Annotated in this window: 14 protein-coding genes; 11 read left to right on the forward strand and 3 right to left on the reverse strand. The window is 50.5% G+C overall.

What is annotated here, in order from left to right:
• Positions 1 to 45 precede the first annotated feature (45 nt).
• Positions 46 to 750, reverse strand: a complete 705-nt coding sequence (locus H3001_RS03100) for an SIMPL domain-containing protein (protein ID WP_178244756.1) — start codon at positions 748 to 750, stop codon at positions 46 to 48.
• 603 nt (positions 751 to 1,353) lie between these two features.
• Here H3001_RS03100 and H3001_RS03105 point away from each other — a divergent pair.
• Positions 1,354 to 2,106: a TapB family protein gene (locus H3001_RS03105; RefSeq protein ID WP_181214054.1), complete on the forward strand. Its 753-nt coding sequence runs from the start codon at positions 1,354 to 1,356 to the stop codon at positions 2,104 to 2,106.
• Between the two features lie 119 nt (positions 2,107 to 2,225).
• Here H3001_RS03105 and H3001_RS03110 read toward each other — a convergent pair whose 3' ends face one another.
• The gene (locus H3001_RS03110) at positions 2,226 to 2,816 is read right to left on the reverse strand and encodes an FKBP-type peptidyl-prolyl cis-trans isomerase (protein WP_178244754.1); all 591 of its coding nucleotides are present in this window, start codon (positions 2,814 to 2,816) and stop codon (positions 2,226 to 2,228) included.
• Between the two features lie 154 nt (positions 2,817 to 2,970).
• Between H3001_RS03110 and H3001_RS03115 the strand changes: the two genes are divergently transcribed.
• The 8 genes from H3001_RS03115 (at position 2,971) to H3001_RS03150 (ending at position 13,600) form a co-directional block, all read left to right on the forward strand.
• Complete coding sequence (locus H3001_RS03115) at positions 2,971 to 3,135, forward strand: hypothetical protein (protein WP_181214055.1); 165 nt, start codon at positions 2,971 to 2,973, stop codon at positions 3,133 to 3,135.
• A gap of 282 nt (positions 3,136 to 3,417) precedes the next feature.
• A complete protein-coding gene (ilvD, locus tag H3001_RS03120) occupies positions 3,418 to 5,220 on the forward strand; it encodes a dihydroxy-acid dehydratase (protein WP_178244753.1) in 1,803 nt (600 codons plus the stop codon).
• A 67-nt stretch (positions 5,221 to 5,287) separates the two neighbouring features.
• Positions 5,288 to 6,988 carry a biosynthetic-type acetolactate synthase large subunit gene (gene ilvB, locus H3001_RS03125; RefSeq protein ID WP_178244752.1) on the forward strand — a complete coding sequence of 567 codons (1,701 nt, stop codon included), beginning with the start codon at positions 5,288 to 5,290 and terminating at the stop codon, positions 6,986 to 6,988.
• Between the two features lie 19 nt (positions 6,989 to 7,007).
• Entirely contained in the window at positions 7,008 to 7,568 is a 561-nt protein-coding gene (ilvN, locus tag H3001_RS03130) for an acetolactate synthase small subunit (RefSeq protein ID WP_178244751.1), read from the forward strand.
• A gap of 3 nt (positions 7,569 to 7,571) precedes the next feature.
• Positions 7,572 to 8,315: an acyl-[acyl-carrier-protein] thioesterase gene (locus H3001_RS03135; RefSeq protein WP_178244750.1), complete on the forward strand. Its 744-nt coding sequence runs from the start codon at positions 7,572 to 7,574 to the stop codon at positions 8,313 to 8,315.
• A gap of 49 nt (positions 8,316 to 8,364) precedes the next feature.
• Positions 8,365 to 9,408, forward strand: a complete 1,044-nt coding sequence (gene ilvC / locus H3001_RS03140) for a ketol-acid reductoisomerase (RefSeq protein ID WP_181214056.1) — start codon at positions 8,365 to 8,367, stop codon at positions 9,406 to 9,408.
• A gap of 450 nt (positions 9,409 to 9,858) precedes the next feature.
• On the forward strand, positions 9,859 to 12,759 hold the full coding sequence (locus H3001_RS03145; protein WP_181214057.1) for a chondroitinase family polysaccharide lyase: 2,901 nt from the start codon (positions 9,859 to 9,861) through the stop codon (positions 12,757 to 12,759).
• 316 nt (positions 12,760 to 13,075) lie between these two features.
• Entirely contained in the window at positions 13,076 to 13,600 is a 525-nt protein-coding gene (locus H3001_RS03150; protein WP_181214058.1) for a nitroreductase family protein, read from the forward strand.
• A 274-nt stretch (positions 13,601 to 13,874) separates the two neighbouring features.
• Here the strand turns inward: H3001_RS03150 and H3001_RS03155 are convergent, their stop codons facing one another.
• The gene (locus H3001_RS03155; RefSeq protein ID WP_178244746.1) at positions 13,875 to 14,315 is read right to left on the reverse strand and encodes a hypothetical protein; all 441 of its coding nucleotides are present in this window, start codon (positions 14,313 to 14,315) and stop codon (positions 13,875 to 13,877) included.
• Positions 14,316 to 14,621: 306 nt separating this feature from the next.
• On the opposite strand from H3001_RS03155, the gene rlmN reads away from it, so the two are divergent.
• Both rlmN and H3001_RS03165 read left to right on the forward strand, forming a co-directional pair.
• Positions 14,622 to 15,665 (forward strand): 23S rRNA (adenine(2503)-C(2))-methyltransferase RlmN, encoded by a 1,044-nt coding sequence (rlmN, locus tag H3001_RS03160; RefSeq protein ID WP_178244781.1) that lies wholly within the window; start codon positions 14,622 to 14,624, stop codon positions 15,663 to 15,665.
• A gap of 15 nt (positions 15,666 to 15,680) precedes the next feature.
• The gene (locus H3001_RS03165; protein ID WP_178244745.1) at positions 15,681 to 16,745 is read left to right on the forward strand and encodes a DUF4837 family protein; all 1,065 of its coding nucleotides are present in this window, start codon (positions 15,681 to 15,683) and stop codon (positions 16,743 to 16,745) included.
• The last annotated feature ends 7 nt before the right edge of the window (positions 16,746 to 16,752 follow it).

The following is a 16,752-nucleotide window of genomic DNA, read 5'->3' on the forward strand; positions in this document are numbered from 1 at the left end:
ACCTCCGGTCCCCTCTGCCGGTCTTCCGGACTTCTCCGGAAGAAGTCAGTCTTCCAGAGAATAGTCGATGGTAGTCACCACGCGCACCTTCTTTATATAAGGTGTGTTGGCGTCGCGGTCGCTGATGCTGAACTGGCCCTGGTTGGCATGGCGGATCTTGCCCAGTTTGCTGTCGGAGTCCTTTGCAAACTTTTCGGCTGCCTGGCGCGCATTCTTGGTGGCTTCTTCAATCATCTGCGGCTTGATCTGGTTCAGTCCCGTGTATTCATACTGTACATTATAGCGGTAGTCGCCACCGGTCACGGCGATGCCTTTCCGGAGCAGTTCGCCCTGCTCCGAAATCAGTCCCCTTACCAGGTCCACCTTGCTCGAGGTGACCGTAATGACGGTAGTCACGTTGTAGCGGTAAGGATTCCGTTCGTTGCTTCCGTAGCGTTCTGCCTGCAGGTCGATGATTTCCGGCGCATTGATGCTGATTTCCTTCTCATCGATACCTTTCTCTTTCAGGAAAGTCACGATGGTCTGGTTCGACTGCTTGATCTGCTGGTACAACGTATTCAGGTCGTTCCCCAGATTCTTGTACATGAGCGGCCAGGTCACTTTATCGGCGGGCACTTCCATTTCGGCCAGTCCCTTTACGTTCACACTGCGGTCTTTTTCGGCAAATGCATGAATACCTCTTTCTATAAAAACACCGAGCAATATCAGGCCAATGGCCAGGATTGCTGCTTCCAGTCTGAAATTTTTCATATTCTCTGATTTTTGTGGGTTTATACTTTACATACTTTTTCCGGCGTATGTATCTTCTTACTAAATTACTACAAAAGAACCGGATTTACAATGAATTAAGTAGAATTGTAAGTTAAACTGAGTAAAAATCTGTAAATAAGCGGAGAAGCGGTTCATTGCTGAATTCATTATCCGGCTGCGGGGAATTTCTTTCCGGTTGATTTTTAATTTTCACCCTCCCCGTTTTGCGAAGAAAAGTCCGCACTGTGGTTTTATTAATCAACGCCGCTGATTAATAAAACCACGACGTTGAGTATTCAGATTCCGTCGGAATCCAGGATTGGCTTTTCCTTATGCGGCTTTATGGATAAACGGGTGAAGACTTTTCGAAAGTGGAGGGACAGATAATGTATATAGCGGGTGGAGAGACTGTCGTTCAGGGGATTTCCGAAAAGGGTAAATCCGTCAGGGGTGTCCGTTTGCCTGCCTGAAGCGGGAGTGTGTCTGCATTAATTTTGCATAAATATAAACGTGACATACTGAAAGCAGGAGGCAGGGAGAATAAATCAGGATGGAGAATATGTATTTGGATTGAAATGTGTAAATTGCAAGAAAACCGATATTATGAAAAAGATTCTGTCATTCGTTTTGCTGGCATTGATGGGCGAAATGGCCTATGCACAGTTTTTCAATTCACAAAAGGGGACTACCTTGTATTATAAGAGTGAAGATTTTGAAGAAAAGACTCCGCTGGTGACTACCGACACTTCGCGCATCGTGGAGGTACTGACTGTGGGGGATACTCTAATCGTGAAGCAGGTCAACTATGGAAAGGAGTCGGAACTGATGGAGGGAGACGAAGTCTTTACGTTCCGTTATACGAAGGACGGGAAAACGCGACTTTCGCTGATGAGTGCAGAGGAGGGGATAAAAGTGCTCCGTCAGGGATTCATGAAGGGATGGAAGTCGGCCGATTCGGCAAATGTGAACCGCAGAACCGAGGCTGAAATGGAGGCGGACTTTCAGAAATACCTGAAGCATGTGCGGTGTGAGGGGGATTTGTCTCTGATACTGGATGCGAATGCTGCCGAGGGGGATAAATTGCCTGAATCCGACTTTCTGTATAAACTCGGTCCCATGAAGCTGCGGGCTTTCCTCAGTAATGGCAGGGTAGAAGGCTTTGAGTCGATAACGACTCCTGCGGGGACTTTTAACTGCCTGAAGGTTTCTTACCGGGCACAATATAAGGTGATGCTCTTTTCCGAGAAGTCGTATGTCACGGAGTGGTATGCTCCGAATGTGGGACTGGTCAAACGGCAGGAGACTGATAAAAAGGGAAATCTGCTGTATGACAGTGTCCTGACCCGGATAGAGTAACCGGGTAGTCAAAACGACAGGCAGGAAAGCTGCTCAAAGAGTTTTCCTGCCTGTCGTCTATATGAACACCGTCCTTGTTGCGGACGGTGTACGCTGATGCTGTATGTATCGGGATGGGATTAGTGGCAATGACCGCAACCGCATCCGCAACCTTCTTCTTCCTGACCGTGGTCGTGGTCGCCGCATCCGCCGCCGCAACTGTCGCAGCTGCATCCGCATCCGCCGCTCATCATGTTCACCAGGTCCTGGATTTCCTTGTTGGTTGCCTCGCGTGATTCGATGACAGTACCTTCAAAGATCAGGTCTTTACCTGCATGAGGGTGGTTCAGGTCTACCACTACTTTGTCGTCAGTGATTTCACCTACGTTGGCATAGAACTGGTTGCCTTCTGCATCGCTCAGCATGATGATGTTTCCCGGGAAGATGTTTTCTTCGTCGAACTTGCCGTCGGCATCACAGAACATGGATTTGGGCACCTGACGTACGTTGTCTTCGTTACGTTCTCCGTAAGCTTCCGCACAAGGGATAGTGAAGTTAAACGGTTCTCCCTGGTTCAGGGCAGCGATTTCCTTCTCAAATCTGTCCAGTGTATATCCCACACCGGTAATGAACTGGAACGGATGTGCGGCCGGTGCTTCTTCTACCAGTTCTTTCTGGCCGTCAGTGATGGCATACAGTTTATATGCAACAGTAATGTATTTATTTTCCATAATCTAATGTGATATTAATGATATAATATAAATGTGTTATATAATAAGGTGGGCCGACGGATGCCCGGCATGGAAACTTTCCGTCGCTACCTGTTCTGCAAAGGTACGAAGAAGTCCTGAATTTTTGGCATGATTCGGGGAATATTATGGTTTTTTGAGAACTGGGAAGGAGGCGGGAGGAAGCAGCGGTGCCCGACCGGCAGCGGACGACCTTTGCGTGACTGCGGTTCCGGAGGGGGCCGGCCGGCTGAAAAAAGAGGCCGCATTCAAGAGCGGTTATTTTCATTTTGTAAAATCAGAATTGTCAACTCTTACTTAATATTGTTTTTTATTGAATTTTTCTTTCATTTTATTTGTTTGTTTCAAAAAAGCATTTACCTTTGCATGTGTAACAAACAAAGAGAACATATGAATCAGTTTATCCATATTATTAACCTGGCAGTCCTGCATATTATTATTCGCGTCGTGGTCTTGAAACCCATGAGGTGAGCGGGGGTGCATATATGGATGTCTGAAATCAGATAAAACGAAAGCCTTTCTCACCGTGTGTGCAGAAAGGCTTTTTTGTTAGATGAAGGAGCAAAAGGAAAGGAATAAAGAGATGAAACATCAGTTACGTAGTTCGATGAGTACCCAGGGACGCCGCATGGCAGGAGCCAGAGCGTTGTGGGTAGCAAACGGAATGAAAAAGGAAATGATGGGCAAGCCGATCATTGCGGTTGTCAACTCGTTTACACAGTTTGTACCGGGACATACCCATCTGCACGAAGTGGGTCAGCAGGTAAAGGCGGAAATTGAAAAACTGGGATGCTTTGCCGCTGAGTTTAATACGATTGCCATTGATGACGGCATTGCCATGGGGCACGATGGCATGTTGTATTCGCTCCCTTCGCGCGACATTATCGCCGACAGTGTGGAATACATGGTGAATGCGCATAAGGCGGATGCCATGGTCTGTATATCGAACTGCGACAAGATTACTCCGGGGATGCTGATGGCTGCCATGCGGCTCAATATTCCGACCGTGTTTGTCTCAGGGGGACCGATGGAGGCCGGTGAGTGGAACGGAAAGCATCTGGATCTGATTGATGCGATGATCCAGTCGGCCGACCCGACGGTGAGCGACGAGGATGTGGCAGAGATTGAATGCCATGCGTGTCCGGGATGCGGCAGCTGTTCGGGTATGTTTACGGCAAATTCCATGAACTGTCTGAACGAGGCCATCGGACTGGCGCTGCCCGGTAACGGAACGATAGTGGCTACTCATGCCAACCGTACCCGGCTTTTCAAGGAGGCGGCCCAGCTGATTGTGAAGAATGCCTACCGTTATTACGAGGAGGGCGATGAGAGTGTGCTGCCCAGAAGCATAGCGACGCGTGCGGCTTTCCTGAATGCGATGACACTGGATATTGCCATGGGCGGTTCAACCAATACGGTGCTGCACCTGCTGGCCATCGCTCACGAAGCGGAAGTGGACTTCTGCATGGATGATATCGACCGGCTTTCACGCAAGGTACCTTGCTTGTGTAAGGTGGCACCCAATACTCAGAAATACCATATTCAGGATGTCAACCGTGCGGGAGGTATCTTGAATATCCTGGGCGAACTGCATAAGGGGGGACTGCTGGATGTGTCTGTCAGTCGGGTAGACGGAATGACCCTCGAAGAGGCCATCCGGAAATACGATATCTGTGCGGAGAAGGTCGATCCGGAAGCCTTGCGTATCTACAGCAGTGCTCCGGCAGGCGTGTTCAGTATCCGGATGGGTTCTCAGGACAAGCAGTATGCCGAACTCGATACCGACCGCGTATCGGGATGTATCCGCAGCCTGCAGCATGCTTACAGCAAGGACGGTGGGCTGGCGGTGCTGAAGGGTAACATCGCACAGGACGGCTGTGTGGTGAAGACTGCCGGAGTGGACGAAAGTATCTGGAAATTCTCCGGACCGGCGAAGGTCTTCGATTCACAGGAAGCAGCTTGTGAAGGTATCCTGGGAGGAAAGGTAGTCAGCGGTGACGTGGTGGTCATTACGCACGAAGGACCGAAGGGCGGACCGGGCATGCAGGAGATGCTGTATCCGACATCGTATATCAAGTCGAAGCACCTGGGCAAGGAGTGTGCCCTGATTACCGACGGACGGTTCAGCGGGGGTACTTCCGGACTGAGCATCGGACACATTTCTCCGGAGGCGGCAGCCGGCGGCAATATCGGAAAGATTGTGGATGGGGATGTGATTGAGATTGATATCCCGAACCGCTCCATCAATGTGCGGCTGAGTGATGCGGAACTGGAGGCGCGGCCGATGGCTCCCGTAACCCGTAACCGGGTGGTTTCGAAGGCGCTGAAGGCTTATGCGGCAATGGTCAGTTCGGCCGATAAGGGCGGAGTCAGACTGATTGACTGAGGTTTTTGCCGGAAGGCGGCTGACGATGAAAAAACTTGTTTGTGAATGAATTAAAAACAATGATACCATGAGTAAGGAAAAAATAACAGGAGCGGAGGCGCTGATGCGGTCGCTGGAGCATGCCGGAGTAAAGACGTTGTTCGGTTATCCGGGCGGAGCCATTATGCCGGTGTTCGATGCGCTTTATGACCATCGCGCTACGCTGAATCATATATTGGTACGTCATGAGCAGGGTGCGGCTCATGCGGCACAGGGATTTGCACGTGTTTCGGGTGAGGTAGGGGTTTGTCTGGTGACCAGCGGACCGGGGGCTACCAATACCATTACGGGGGTTGCGGATGCCATGATTGACAGTACGCCAGTGGTGGTCATTGCCGGTCAGGTGGGCGCAGGACTCCTGGGTACGGATGCGTTTCAGGAGGTCGACCTGGTGGGTGTGACACAGCCGATTTCGAAGTGGAGCTATCAGATCCGCCGTGCCGAAGACGTGGCCTGGGCAGTGGCAAGGGCGTTTTTCATTGCACGCAGCGGTCGTCCGGGACCGGTGGTACTGGATTTTGCCAAGAATGCTCAGGTGGAATTGGTTGAGGATTATCAGCCGATGGATATCGACTTTATCCGGAGTTATGATCCTGATCCGGAAACTGACCCGGCTTGTGTGGATGAGGCGGTTGCCTTGATTGACGGGGCAAAGAAGCCTTTTGTACTGGTGGGCCAGGGCGTGGAACTGGGCGGTGCGCAGCAGGAGTTGCTTGACTTTGTGGAGAAGGCGGATATTCCTTGCGGTTGTACGCTGCTGGGACTTTCGGCAATGCCTTCGGGACACCGGCTCAACAAGGGTATGCTGGGCATGCACGGTAACCTGGGGCCGAATGTGAAGACCAATGAATGTGACGTACTGATTGCTGTGGGTATGCGTTTCGACGACCGGGTGACCGGTGACCTGGCTACTTATGCGCGTCAGGCGAAGGTGATTCATCTGGATGTGGATCCGTCGGAAATCGGCAAGAACGTACCGGTGGATGTGCCGCTGCTGGGAAACTGCAAGCGGACGCTGGCTCTGCTGACCGGACGGATTGCGGAAGCGCGGCATACGGAGTGGATCGAGAGTTTCCGGACGTACGAGGAAAAGGAGTTTGCTCAGGTGATCCGCAAGGAGGTATATCCCGAAGGAGGACCGCTCAATATGGGCGAGGTGGTGAATGTCATCAGTCAGGCCACCCGCAACGAGGCGATTCTGGTGACCGATGTGGGACAGAACCAGATGATGGCCTGCCGTTATTTCAAGTTCAGCAAGAACCGCAGTGTGGTGACTTCCGGCGGTATGGGTACCATGGGATTCTGTCTGCCGGCGGCCATAGGGGCTACTTTCGGGGCTCCTGAACGTACGGTATGTGCGTTTATGGGCGACGGAGGCCTGCAGATGACGATTCAGGAACTGGGTACGGTAATGGAGCAGCAGGCTCCGGTCAAGATTATTCTGCTGAACAATAATTACCTGGGCAATGTGCGCCAGTGGCAGGCCATGTTCTTCAACCGCCGCTATTCGTTTACTCCGATGATGAATCCCGACTACATGCAGATTGCTTCGGCCTATGGCATTCCGGCCTGCCGTGTACAGCAGCGGGAGGAACTGGACAAGGCGGTAGAGCAGATGCTGACTACCGACGGACCGTTCTTGCTCGAGGTGTGTGTGGTGGAAGAAGGAAATGTCCTGCCGATGACTCCTCCGGGAAATTCGGTTGATTATATGCTTATGGAGTGCTGAAAACTGAAAGGAAATGGTTATGGAAAATAAGATATTATATACAATCATAGTTCATTCGGAGAACATTGCCGGTCTGTTGAATCAGGTTACGGCGGTATTTACCCGTCGGCAGATTAACATCGAGAGCCTGAATGTGTCTGCTTCGTCGATCAAGGGGGTACATAAGTATACGATTACTTGCTGGACGACTCCCGACATCGTGGCAAAGGTGGTGAGTCAGATTGAGAAAAAGATGGATGTCATCCAGGCGCATTATTTCACGGACGATGAGATTTTCCAGCGTGAGGTGGCGCTTTATAAGGTGTCTACTCCCGAATTTCAGTCGAACCCCGAAGCATCCCGGCTCATCCGCCGTTACAGTGCCCATATTGTGGAGATGAATCCGACTTTTGCCACTGTGGAACTGACGGGAATGAGCGATGACATTACTTCGCTGTATCAGGAACTGAAGGCGCTGGGCTGTGTACTGCAGTTTGTCCGTTCGGGCAGGGTAGCGGTTTCGACCAGTTGTTTCGAACGGGTCAATGAGTATCTGGCACATCGCGAGGAACGGTATCAGGCTGAAAAACAAACGAAGTGACTTATGGAAAAAGAGAATAAGATAGGAAGTTATGATTTTGTGGCAGAGCCCTTCCATGTCGATTTTACGGAAAAGCTGACGATGGGGGTGCTGGGAAACCACTTGCTCAACTGTGCCGGGATTCATGCGGCGGAGCGTGGTTTCGGTATTGCCGAACTGAATGAGAATCATTATACCTGGGTGCTGTCCCGTCTGGCAGTGGAAATGGAAGAGATGCCCCGGGCTTATGAGAAGTTCAGTATCCGTACATGGGTGGAAAACGTGTATCGGTTGTTTACCGACCGTAATTTCGAGATTGTGAATGCAGCGGGCAAGCCCATTGGATATGCCCGTTCCATCTGGGCCATGATCAGCATGGAGACCCGTAAGCCGGCGGATTTGCTGGCACTGCACGGAGGAGGCATCACGGATTACATTTGTGATAAGGAATGCCCGATTGAGAAGGCCGGCAGGGTGAAGGTGAATGAGGCGGAACCGGTGGCACGGTATACGGCCAAATACGGTGACATCGACCTCAACGGTCATGTGAACAGTGTGAAGTACATCGAGCATGCATTGAATCTCTTCCCGCTCGAGATGTTCAGGGAAAAGAGCCTTCGCCGCTTCGAGGTGGCTTATGTGGCCGAGAGTTATTACGGCGATACCTTGTGTTTCTACCGCGAACAGGTAGGGGAAGGTGAGTATGACATCGAAATCAAGAAGAACGACACGGAAGTGGTAGTTCGGATAAAAATGATATTTAACTAATTGTTTGATAACTGGCAGTTTATCGGACTGCGAAAAAAATTGTAACGATATGGCAAAAATGAATTTTGGCGGTGTGATCGAAAATGTGGTGACACGCGAAGAATTTCCATTGGAAAAAGCACGTGAGGTTTTGAAGAATGAAACAATAGCAGTGATCGGTTACGGTGTACAGGGACCGGGTCAGTCATTGAATTTGCGCGATAATGGGTTTAATGTGATTGTCGGACAGCGTCAGGGCAAGACTTACGAGAAGGCTGTGGCCGACGGATGGGTACCGGGCGAAACGCTGTTCAGCATTGAAGAGGCGTGTGAGCGTGCTACCATTATCCAGGTGTTGCTGTCGGATGCGGCTCAGATTGAGTGCTGGCCGTTGATCAAAAAGCATCTGACTCCGGGCAAGGCGCTTTATTTCTCTCACGGTTTTGCCATTACTTATAAGGAGCGTACCGGCATCGTGCCTCCGGCTGATGTGGATGTTATTCTGGTGGCTCCGAAGGGATCGGGTACTTCTCTTCGTACGATGTTCCTGGAAGGACGTGGACTGAACTCTTCGTATGCGGTGTTCCAGGATGCAACCGGCAAAGCCATGGACCGTGTGATTGCCTTGGGTATCGGTGTCGGTTCGGGTTATTTGTTTGAAACGACTTTCAAGCGTGAGGTATATTCTGACCTGACCGGTGAGCGTGGTACGTTGATGGGTGCTATTCAGGGTCTGTTGCTGGCTCAGTATGAGGTGTTGCGTGAAAACGGACATACTCCGTCGGAGGCTTTCAACGAAACGGTAGAAGAGCTGACTCAGTCATTGATGCCGCTGTTTGCTGCCAAGGGTATGGACTGGATGTATGCCAACTGTTCGACAACGGCTCAGCGCGGTGCGCTCGACTGGATGGGTCCGTTTCACGATGCAACCAAACCGGTTTTCGAAAAGTTGTATAAGTCGGTTGCCGACGGTATCGAAGCACAGCGTTCCATCGACTCTAACTCACAGCCGGACTATCGCGACAAACTGAACGAAGAGTTGCGTCAGTTGCGCGAAAGCGAAATGTGGCAGACAGGTGCAGTTGTCCGTAAACTGCGTCCGGAAAATAACTGATACGGGGATTTTTCCTGCAATGAAAACAGTCATCTTCTTTCGGGGAGGTGGCTGTTCTTTTGTTGATGAAGGTCGCTGGGACCTTCTCTCCGGAGGGGCCTTCCGGCTCTTTCGGCCGACTTGCTTGGCGTGGTGGAAGGGACAGAAACGGGAATGGAAAACGGATGGGACGGAGCCGTGAACCCGGATGGACTTTTATGGATTTTTTATGAACTGTATTGTAAAAGCTGCCGGAGGATTTTGTTGGATTATGTCTGTGATTTTTTCTAAATTTGCTTGCAGAACAGTGGCTTGGAGATGTCTGGAAAGCGGTCGGAAACCTGTCTTCCTGAGCGTGTGGCAAAGACGTTTGCCGGCTCCGGAAAGGGTGGAATGACTGTGGGGAAGAAGGGACTTCCGATGCCTGCTGTAATGGAGAGATTACGATTGATTATTTGAACAAATAGATTTATGAGAAAACTTTTATTGCCTGTTTTTATTGCGGCATGTATTCCGTCGTATGCCCAGTCGGTCATCGGATTTGAGGGAGGCGTGCCTGAGGGGTTTACTTCATCCCAGAGTGAATTGTCTGTAACAAGCAATTTGTATAAGGAGGGAAAACAGAGTCTTGAATGGAACTTCGGTCCGGAATCGACTTTGGAGATTGCCTTGAAAAAACCGATTGTTCTGAATAAGAAAAGCGAGACGAAGGGGGGAACCACGCTGTGGTTGTACAACGAGCAGCCGGCACAGGATTCTGTCCGTTTTGAGTTCCTGGATGAGTCCGGAAAGGTCCGTTACTGGTTTACCTATCGCCTGGCATCGCAGGGATGGCGTGCGTGCTGGATCGGGTTTAAGAGCATGCGTGGAGACAAGTTGCAGGCTGGAGATGAGATGACGCTGACACATTGCCGGCTGGTGGCTCCGAAGCGTAAGGGACGGGTGTACCTGGACCGCTGGAAGATGTTTGAGAACAACATGAACCTGCGTACGACACCCGACATGCAGATTGCTTATAACGACCTGGCAGTAGGAAGAGACTTGTGGCACTGGTGCCGCGTGTGGGAATGGGAACAGTATACCTGGGACATCCCTCGTCCGGAGGTGCTTTCTGCGGCTCAGAAAAAAGACCTGAAGACGGTGGAGGCCAACCTGGATAAGGTGATTGTCGCTCCGACGAATGTATCGGGCTTGTTGAAGAAGGCAGAGGATGTGTATGCCAAGGCGGCCATCACTCCGTTCGGAAACGGTTTTGCCGGTGCGCCTGTCGTGGCTCCGGATGAGCAGAACAAGAAGGCGGGGGAACTGTCCTGGAATGACCTGGAGACGATGCTTTCCGGTTTTGCCTTCGATGCGGTACGCAATCAGTCTAAAGAGAGCGAGGAGCGTTATTTCACGGTATGGAAGTATGCGATGGACCAGGGTTTCGCTTTCGGTAGTGGAATGGGAACCAATCATCATTACGGTTATCAGGTGCGTAAAATCTATACAACGGCCTGGCTGATGCGGGACCGGATTGCCCGTTCTCCGTTGCAGGCTGACATTATCAGTACACTGTCGTTCTGGTCTGCCTTGCAGGAAACACGCCGTCCTTGTCCGGAGGTAAGGGATGAGATGCTGGATTCATGGAATACCTTGCTGCAGGCCAAACTGATTGCAGCCATGATGCTGGTGGATGAACGCGACCGGGTACAGGCGTTGCAGGGATTGTCTCGCTGGGTTTCGGGCTCGGTGAAGTATACGCCGGGTACCATCGGTGGTATCAAGGTCGACGGAACGACTTTCCATCACGGAGGTTTCTATCCGGGATATACGACCGGGGCTCTGGCTACCGTGGCCGATTATGTGGCGATGACTTCCGGTACGGAGTTTGTACCTACTTTGGAAGCCCGTCAGCGGCTTGCAAATGCCTTCCTGACCATGCGCAATTATTGTAATATGTATGAATGGGGTACCGGAATCGGAGGACGTCATCCGTTTACCGGTAAGATGGGGGCTGCGGATATCAAGGCTTTTGCCCAGTTGGCCCTCTCGGGCGACCTGTCGGGTGAAGGAGGTGATTTCGACCGTCATCTGGCTGCCGATTACCTGCGCCTGATTGGAGACAAGGATACGCCGGAAGCCCGTTTCTTCAAGGAGAAAGGAGTAAAGGCGGCTGAGGCTCCCGAAGGATTTTTTGTATACAATTATGGAGCGGCCGGTATTTTCCGTCGCGGAGAATGGATGGTGACGCTGAAAGGATATAACACCAATGTGTGGGGTTCTGAGATTTATACGAAGGACAACCGTTACGGACGTTATCAGAGTTATGGCTCGGCACAGATTATGGGACAGCCTTCGCGCAGTGCGAGCGGGTTTGTAGAGAACGGCTGGGACTGGAACCGTTTGCCGGGAACGACTACCATTCATCTGCCTTTCGACTTGCTGGAGAATCCTCGTCCGGGTACGCTGATGGCTCGTTCCGATGAGGAATTTGCCGGGGCTTCTTCCCTGGAGGACAAGAACGGTATGTTTGCCATGAAACTGTCGGAAGCCGATTATCCGAATTTCACACCCGATTTTGTGGCACGCAAGTCGGTCTTCTGTTTTGATAACCATATGGTCTGCCTGGGTACGGGCATTTCCAACAGCAATGCGGAGTATCCTACTGAGACTACGCTTTTCCAGAGTGAATACCGCAGCGGAAAGAATGCCATCTCGGTAAATGGAAAGAAAGCCGATGCCGTGGGATTTGAAACGCAGCTGGAAGGCGATGGCAAGTGCCTGATCGGCGATGGTTACGGTAATTATTACCAGGTGAACGAGGGTACTGTCAAGGTGCAGATTGCTGAACAGGAGAGTCGTAACGAGCGGACCAAAGCGGCCAATAAGGGAACTTTTGCTTCTGCTTATCTGCTGCACGGCAAGGCTCCGAAGGATGCAACTTATTCGTATACCGTATGGATTCAGCCTACCGGTAAGCAACTGGCGGCTGCCAGAAAGAAGGAGGTTTGTTCGGTGCTTCGCCGGGACAACGTGGCTCATATCGTGAAGGATCATGCCACTGGTATTACGGCTTATGCGGCATTTGAGCAGACTGAGGTAGGAGGTACCGACTGTATCGCAAAGATTCCGGCAGAAACCATGGTGATGAAGAAAGAATCGGGCAAGCAGCTTGTCATCAGTGTCTGTGACCCGAACCTCCACATCGAGGAGAAGACTTATACCACTCCGGAACCGAGTGCTCCTTCTCAGAAAAAGCTGGTGCTGAACGGAAAGTGGAGTCTGGCAACGGATACCGACCGGGTGAAAGTGACTCAGAACGGTGATCAGACGGAGGTGACTGTGACTTGTCAGCACGGTCTTCCAGTGGAGTTTACCTTGAATAAATAACCAGAGAATTGACCGATGTGCGGAGAGTCAAGTGGGATAATTGCGGTATTTTTCCTGCTTTGCTCTCCGCACATGGTATTTTTTGCTTATATTTAGGCAGAAATAGTATCCGACGGAAATCGTCTTTCTGTTGGATAAGGAATCGATACGGAGCCGTGTTGTCGGGCCCGGCGTTGCCGGTTGCGTATGTGGCAGAAAGGCATGGCGGGCAGGGCAGGACGAAAGTTTCCGGTTCCGCTCCCGCTGCCGGAGGAAGATTCCCGAATCCTGAATGAAAATCTATCTTTGAAGAAAAAATAAATTAACTCGGTAAGATATGGAAAATGAAGTATTGAACGTTATCAGGACACGCCGCAGTTGCCGGAAGTATAAACTCGAGCAGATTACGGACGAAGAGTTGCAGGCAGTATTGGAGGCCGGTACATATGCCCCTTCCTCACGCGGAATGCAGTCGGCCTATATTGTGGCCGTACAGAATAAGGAACAGCAGGAACGGCTGGCATCCATGAATGCGAGAATCATGGGAGCTACCTCCAATCCTTATTACGATGCTCCGACCTATGTGCTGGTGTTTGCACCTGCCAATGCCAATAACCCGGTTCAGGACGGAAGTTGTATTTTGGAGAACATGATGCTTGCGGCCCATTCACTGGGACTGGGCAGTTGCTGGATTCACCGGGAACGTGAGATGTTCGCTTCTCCGGAAGGTCAGGAACTGATGTGTCAGTGGGGATTGCCGGCCGGACTGGTCGGTATCGGAGCTTTGTCACTGGGCTATCCTGCTGCTGAAGCCGGACAGGCGAAGCCTCGCAAGGAAGATTATTTCCGCATTATCAAATAAACCTTTCTTCAGAAGAAGGTGGAGAGAGGGTACCGGTAAAGCAGGGGATTCCGCTTCTGTTTCCGTTTCCGAAAGGATTGAGGGTAGAACTGGAGTGCGGAATCTGCTGTTCCGGCAGATATACAAAAAAGCCGTATCATGCTTTCTGCGGAAAGTCTGATACGGCTTTTTTTGTATGTATTCATTTATTACTTCTGTTGCTTCGTCTTTCCCGATGTTTTTCCGGCAGTATCCTTAAAGTGCCTTTACTTTGCGGAGGGAGGCTGAAGCTCTTTTATTTCTGTGCTTTGCGGCTGCGGGGCAAGTCGGCCAGTTCGTCTTTATAGGCTTTGTAAGTACCCGGGCGCTGGGTAGTTGCCTTGAAGGTAACCTCCCCCGAAGCGAAACTGATGTTTCCGATTTCCTTTCCCTGTGCATCCTTTACAACGTCCGAAGGAGTGTTCTGGAAAGTACCTTCCCACCGGTAGATTTCTTCTCTCTGTTCGTCTTCCAGGTATTCCTGGTAGCGGCAGTTCATCCGGTATCCGTCTTTCAACTGAGTGATTTCGATATACGTATCGGTTTCTCCAGTCAGTTTTCCGTATTTTCCGGTGATGTCTCCCAGGTCATCGTCCGATGTACATCCGGCAACGGCAGCCGAGATAAGCAGGAACAGAAAAATGCGCTCCAGGTTGCGGAGAAAATTCAATGATGGAAAAATGTGTGCTTTTTTCATAAGGTCTTGTTTTATCATTCTTTTTATTGTTCTTAACATTCACAAAGATAAATAATAAAACCATACCTCCATCGTTTTATCGGGGTTAAAAACGGTATTTTGTTTATTTTCTTTAACCTGATGCTTCCTTATTTGCTTTTCCCTACGGAACTTATGACGCTTTTTCTTCCGCTGTTCCGTATTTCGCATAATTTGTTTAAAATGAAATATTTGGTGTAATATTCCCGGAAAGATGACGGATATATCTTATTTTTTCTCTAAATTTGTACGCTAATTGTATATATATATATATCGAGAATGATGGACATGGAGAAAGTTCCCTTGTTGGGGAAGACATTGGAGGAGGTTCAAGTATTGGTGCGCGGCCTGGGGATGCCGGCATTTACTGCCAAACAGATTGTTTCGTGGCTGTATGACAAGAAAGTGACTTCGATTGATGAGATGACTAACCTGTCGTTGAAGAACCGTGAACTGCTGAAAGAGCATTATGAAGTGGGAGCCTCTGCACCGGTGCATGAGATGAGATCGGTAGACGGAACGGTAAAGTATTTGTTCCGTACCCCGGAAGGTGATTTTATTGAGTCCGTATATATACCCGACAATGACCGGGCTACTTTGTGCGTGTCCTCTCAGGTGGGCTGTAAGATGAACTGTCTGTTTTGCATGACAGGAAAACAGGGGTATACCAACAGCCTGACTGCCACTCAGATTCTGAATCAGATTTATTCCATTCCCGAAAGAGATACGCTTACCAATGTGGTGTTCATGGGGATGGGAGAGCCCTTTGATAATCTGGATGCGGTGCTGAAGGCGCTGACCATCCTGACTTCCGATTATGGATATGCATGGAGTCCGAAGCGCATTACCGTTTCGACCGTGGGATTGCGGAAAGGTATGGAACGCTTCCTGGAAGAGAGCGACTGCCACCTGGCGGTGAGCCTGCATTCTCCGTTCCCTGCCCAGCGGCGTGAACTGATGCCTGCCGAGAAAGCTTTCTCCATCATGGAGATGCTGGAGATTCTCCGCCGGTACGATTTCAGCAAGCAGCGGCGTCTTTCTTTCGAATACATTGTGTTCAAGGGTGTCAACGACAGCATGATTTATGCCAAGGAACTGGTGAAGATTCTCCGGGGACTGGACTGCCGTGTCAACCTCATCCGCTTCCATGCGATTCCGGGCGTCGACCTGGAAGGAACCGACATGGATTCCATGCTGGCCTTCCGCGACTATCTTACGCAGCACGGTGTCTTTGCCACTATCCGTGCCTCACGTGGAGAAGATATTTTCGCTGCCTGCGGCATGCTTTCTACGGCCAAGCAGCAGGCTGAAAAGAAACAGACAGAAAATTAATAAACATTGATAACCATGAAGCGTTTTGCATTTTATTTGAGCCTGGTACTGGCGGTGCTGGTACTTGCTTCTTGTAAGAGTGACGGAAAAAGTGTGATAACTCCCAATTCCAGCGGACGCCCTTATGAGGTTCTGGTCGTGGCAGATGACAACTGCTGGATGAGTCCGGACAGTGCATTGTTCCATGTGCTGGATACCGATGTTCCCGGATTGCCCCAGCCGGAGCGGTCTTTCCGTATTTCGCGGGTACGTCCTGCTTTCTACGACCGTTCGATGCGCCTGTTCCGTAATATCATTATCGTCGATATCGATCCTGCCGCATATACGCAGACTAAGTTCAAGTTCTCACGCGACGTGTACGCTTCGCCGCAGATGATCATGACCATCCAGTCGCCCAGTCAGACCGACTTCGCAGAATACGTTTCAAAGAACGGTCAGGTAATCGTCGATTTCTTTACCCGTGCGGAGATGAACCGGGAAATCAAGTTGCTGGAGGAAAAGCACAATAATGTGATTTCGGCAAAGGCGGGCAGTCTCTTCGACTGTGACGTGTGGATGCCGGTTGAAATGGAATCGTACAAGGAAGGAAAAGATTTCCTCTGGGCCTCTACCAACCTGAATGACATGAACTTTGTGATGTATGCATTCCCGTTCCGTGACAAGGATACCTTTACGAAGGCATATTTCATCCACAAGCGTGACTCGGTGATGAAAATCAATATCCCCGGTGCCCGTGAAGGAATGTATATGGAAACTGCCGACTCTGCCTTGGTGGATGTACGCAATATTTCGGTAAAGAACGACTATGCCTTCGAAGCCCGCGGACTTTGGGAAATGAAAAACGACGCGATGGGCGGTCCGTTTGTCTCACACATGCGTGTCGACCGTGCCAATGCCCGTGTCATTGTCGTAGAGACCTTCGTATATAATCCGGGTAAGATGAAGCGCGACCAGATGCGCCGGTTGAATGCCGCCCTCTATACCTTGAAACTGCCGACTGAGAAAGAAGTATCGGAAATCCCGGTAGACGCCAGTCTGACAGAAGAGAAAATGGAGAAAGATTCGCTTTTAAACAAATAATATATAC

Origin of the sequence: Phocaeicola faecicola (assembly GCF_013618865.1) — a bacterium.
In the GTDB taxonomy this organism is placed as follows: Bacteria; Bacteroidota; Bacteroidia; order Bacteroidales; family Bacteroidaceae; genus Phocaeicola; species Phocaeicola faecicola.

Bases quoted from the DNA above. Each gene is read 5' to 3' on its own strand.
- H3001_RS03100 (WP_178244756.1), bottom strand. From the start codon at position 750: ATGAAAAATTTCAGACTGGAAGCAGCAATCCTGGCCATTGGCCTGATA.
- H3001_RS03105 (WP_181214054.1), top strand. From the start codon at position 1,354: ATGAAAAAGATTCTGTCATTCGTTTTGCTGGCATTGATGGGCGAAATG.
- H3001_RS03110 (WP_178244754.1), bottom strand. From the start codon at position 2,816: ATGGAAAATAAATACATTACTGTTGCATATAAACTGTATGCCATCACT.
- ilvD (WP_178244753.1), top strand. From the start codon at position 3,418: ATGAAACATCAGTTACGTAGTTCGATGAGTACCCAGGGACGCCGCATG.
- ilvB (WP_178244752.1), top strand. From the start codon at position 5,288: ATGAGTAAGGAAAAAATAACAGGAGCGGAGGCGCTGATGCGGTCGCTG.
- ilvN (WP_178244751.1), top strand. From the start codon at position 7,008: ATGGAAAATAAGATATTATATACAATCATAGTTCATTCGGAGAACATT.
- H3001_RS03135 (WP_178244750.1), top strand. From the start codon at position 7,572: ATGGAAAAAGAGAATAAGATAGGAAGTTATGATTTTGTGGCAGAGCCC.
- ilvC (WP_181214056.1), top strand. From the start codon at position 8,365: ATGGCAAAAATGAATTTTGGCGGTGTGATCGAAAATGTGGTGACACGC.
- H3001_RS03145 (WP_181214057.1), top strand. From the start codon at position 9,859: ATGAGAAAACTTTTATTGCCTGTTTTTATTGCGGCATGTATTCCGTCG.
- H3001_RS03150 (WP_181214058.1), top strand. From the start codon at position 13,076: ATGGAAAATGAAGTATTGAACGTTATCAGGACACGCCGCAGTTGCCGG.
- H3001_RS03155 (WP_178244746.1), bottom strand. From the start codon at position 14,315: ATGAAAAAAGCACACATTTTTCCATCATTGAATTTTCTCCGCAACCTG.
- rlmN (WP_178244781.1), top strand. From the start codon at position 14,622: ATGGAGAAAGTTCCCTTGTTGGGGAAGACATTGGAGGAGGTTCAAGTA.
- H3001_RS03165 (WP_178244745.1), top strand. From the start codon at position 15,681: ATGAAGCGTTTTGCATTTTATTTGAGCCTGGTACTGGCGGTGCTGGTA.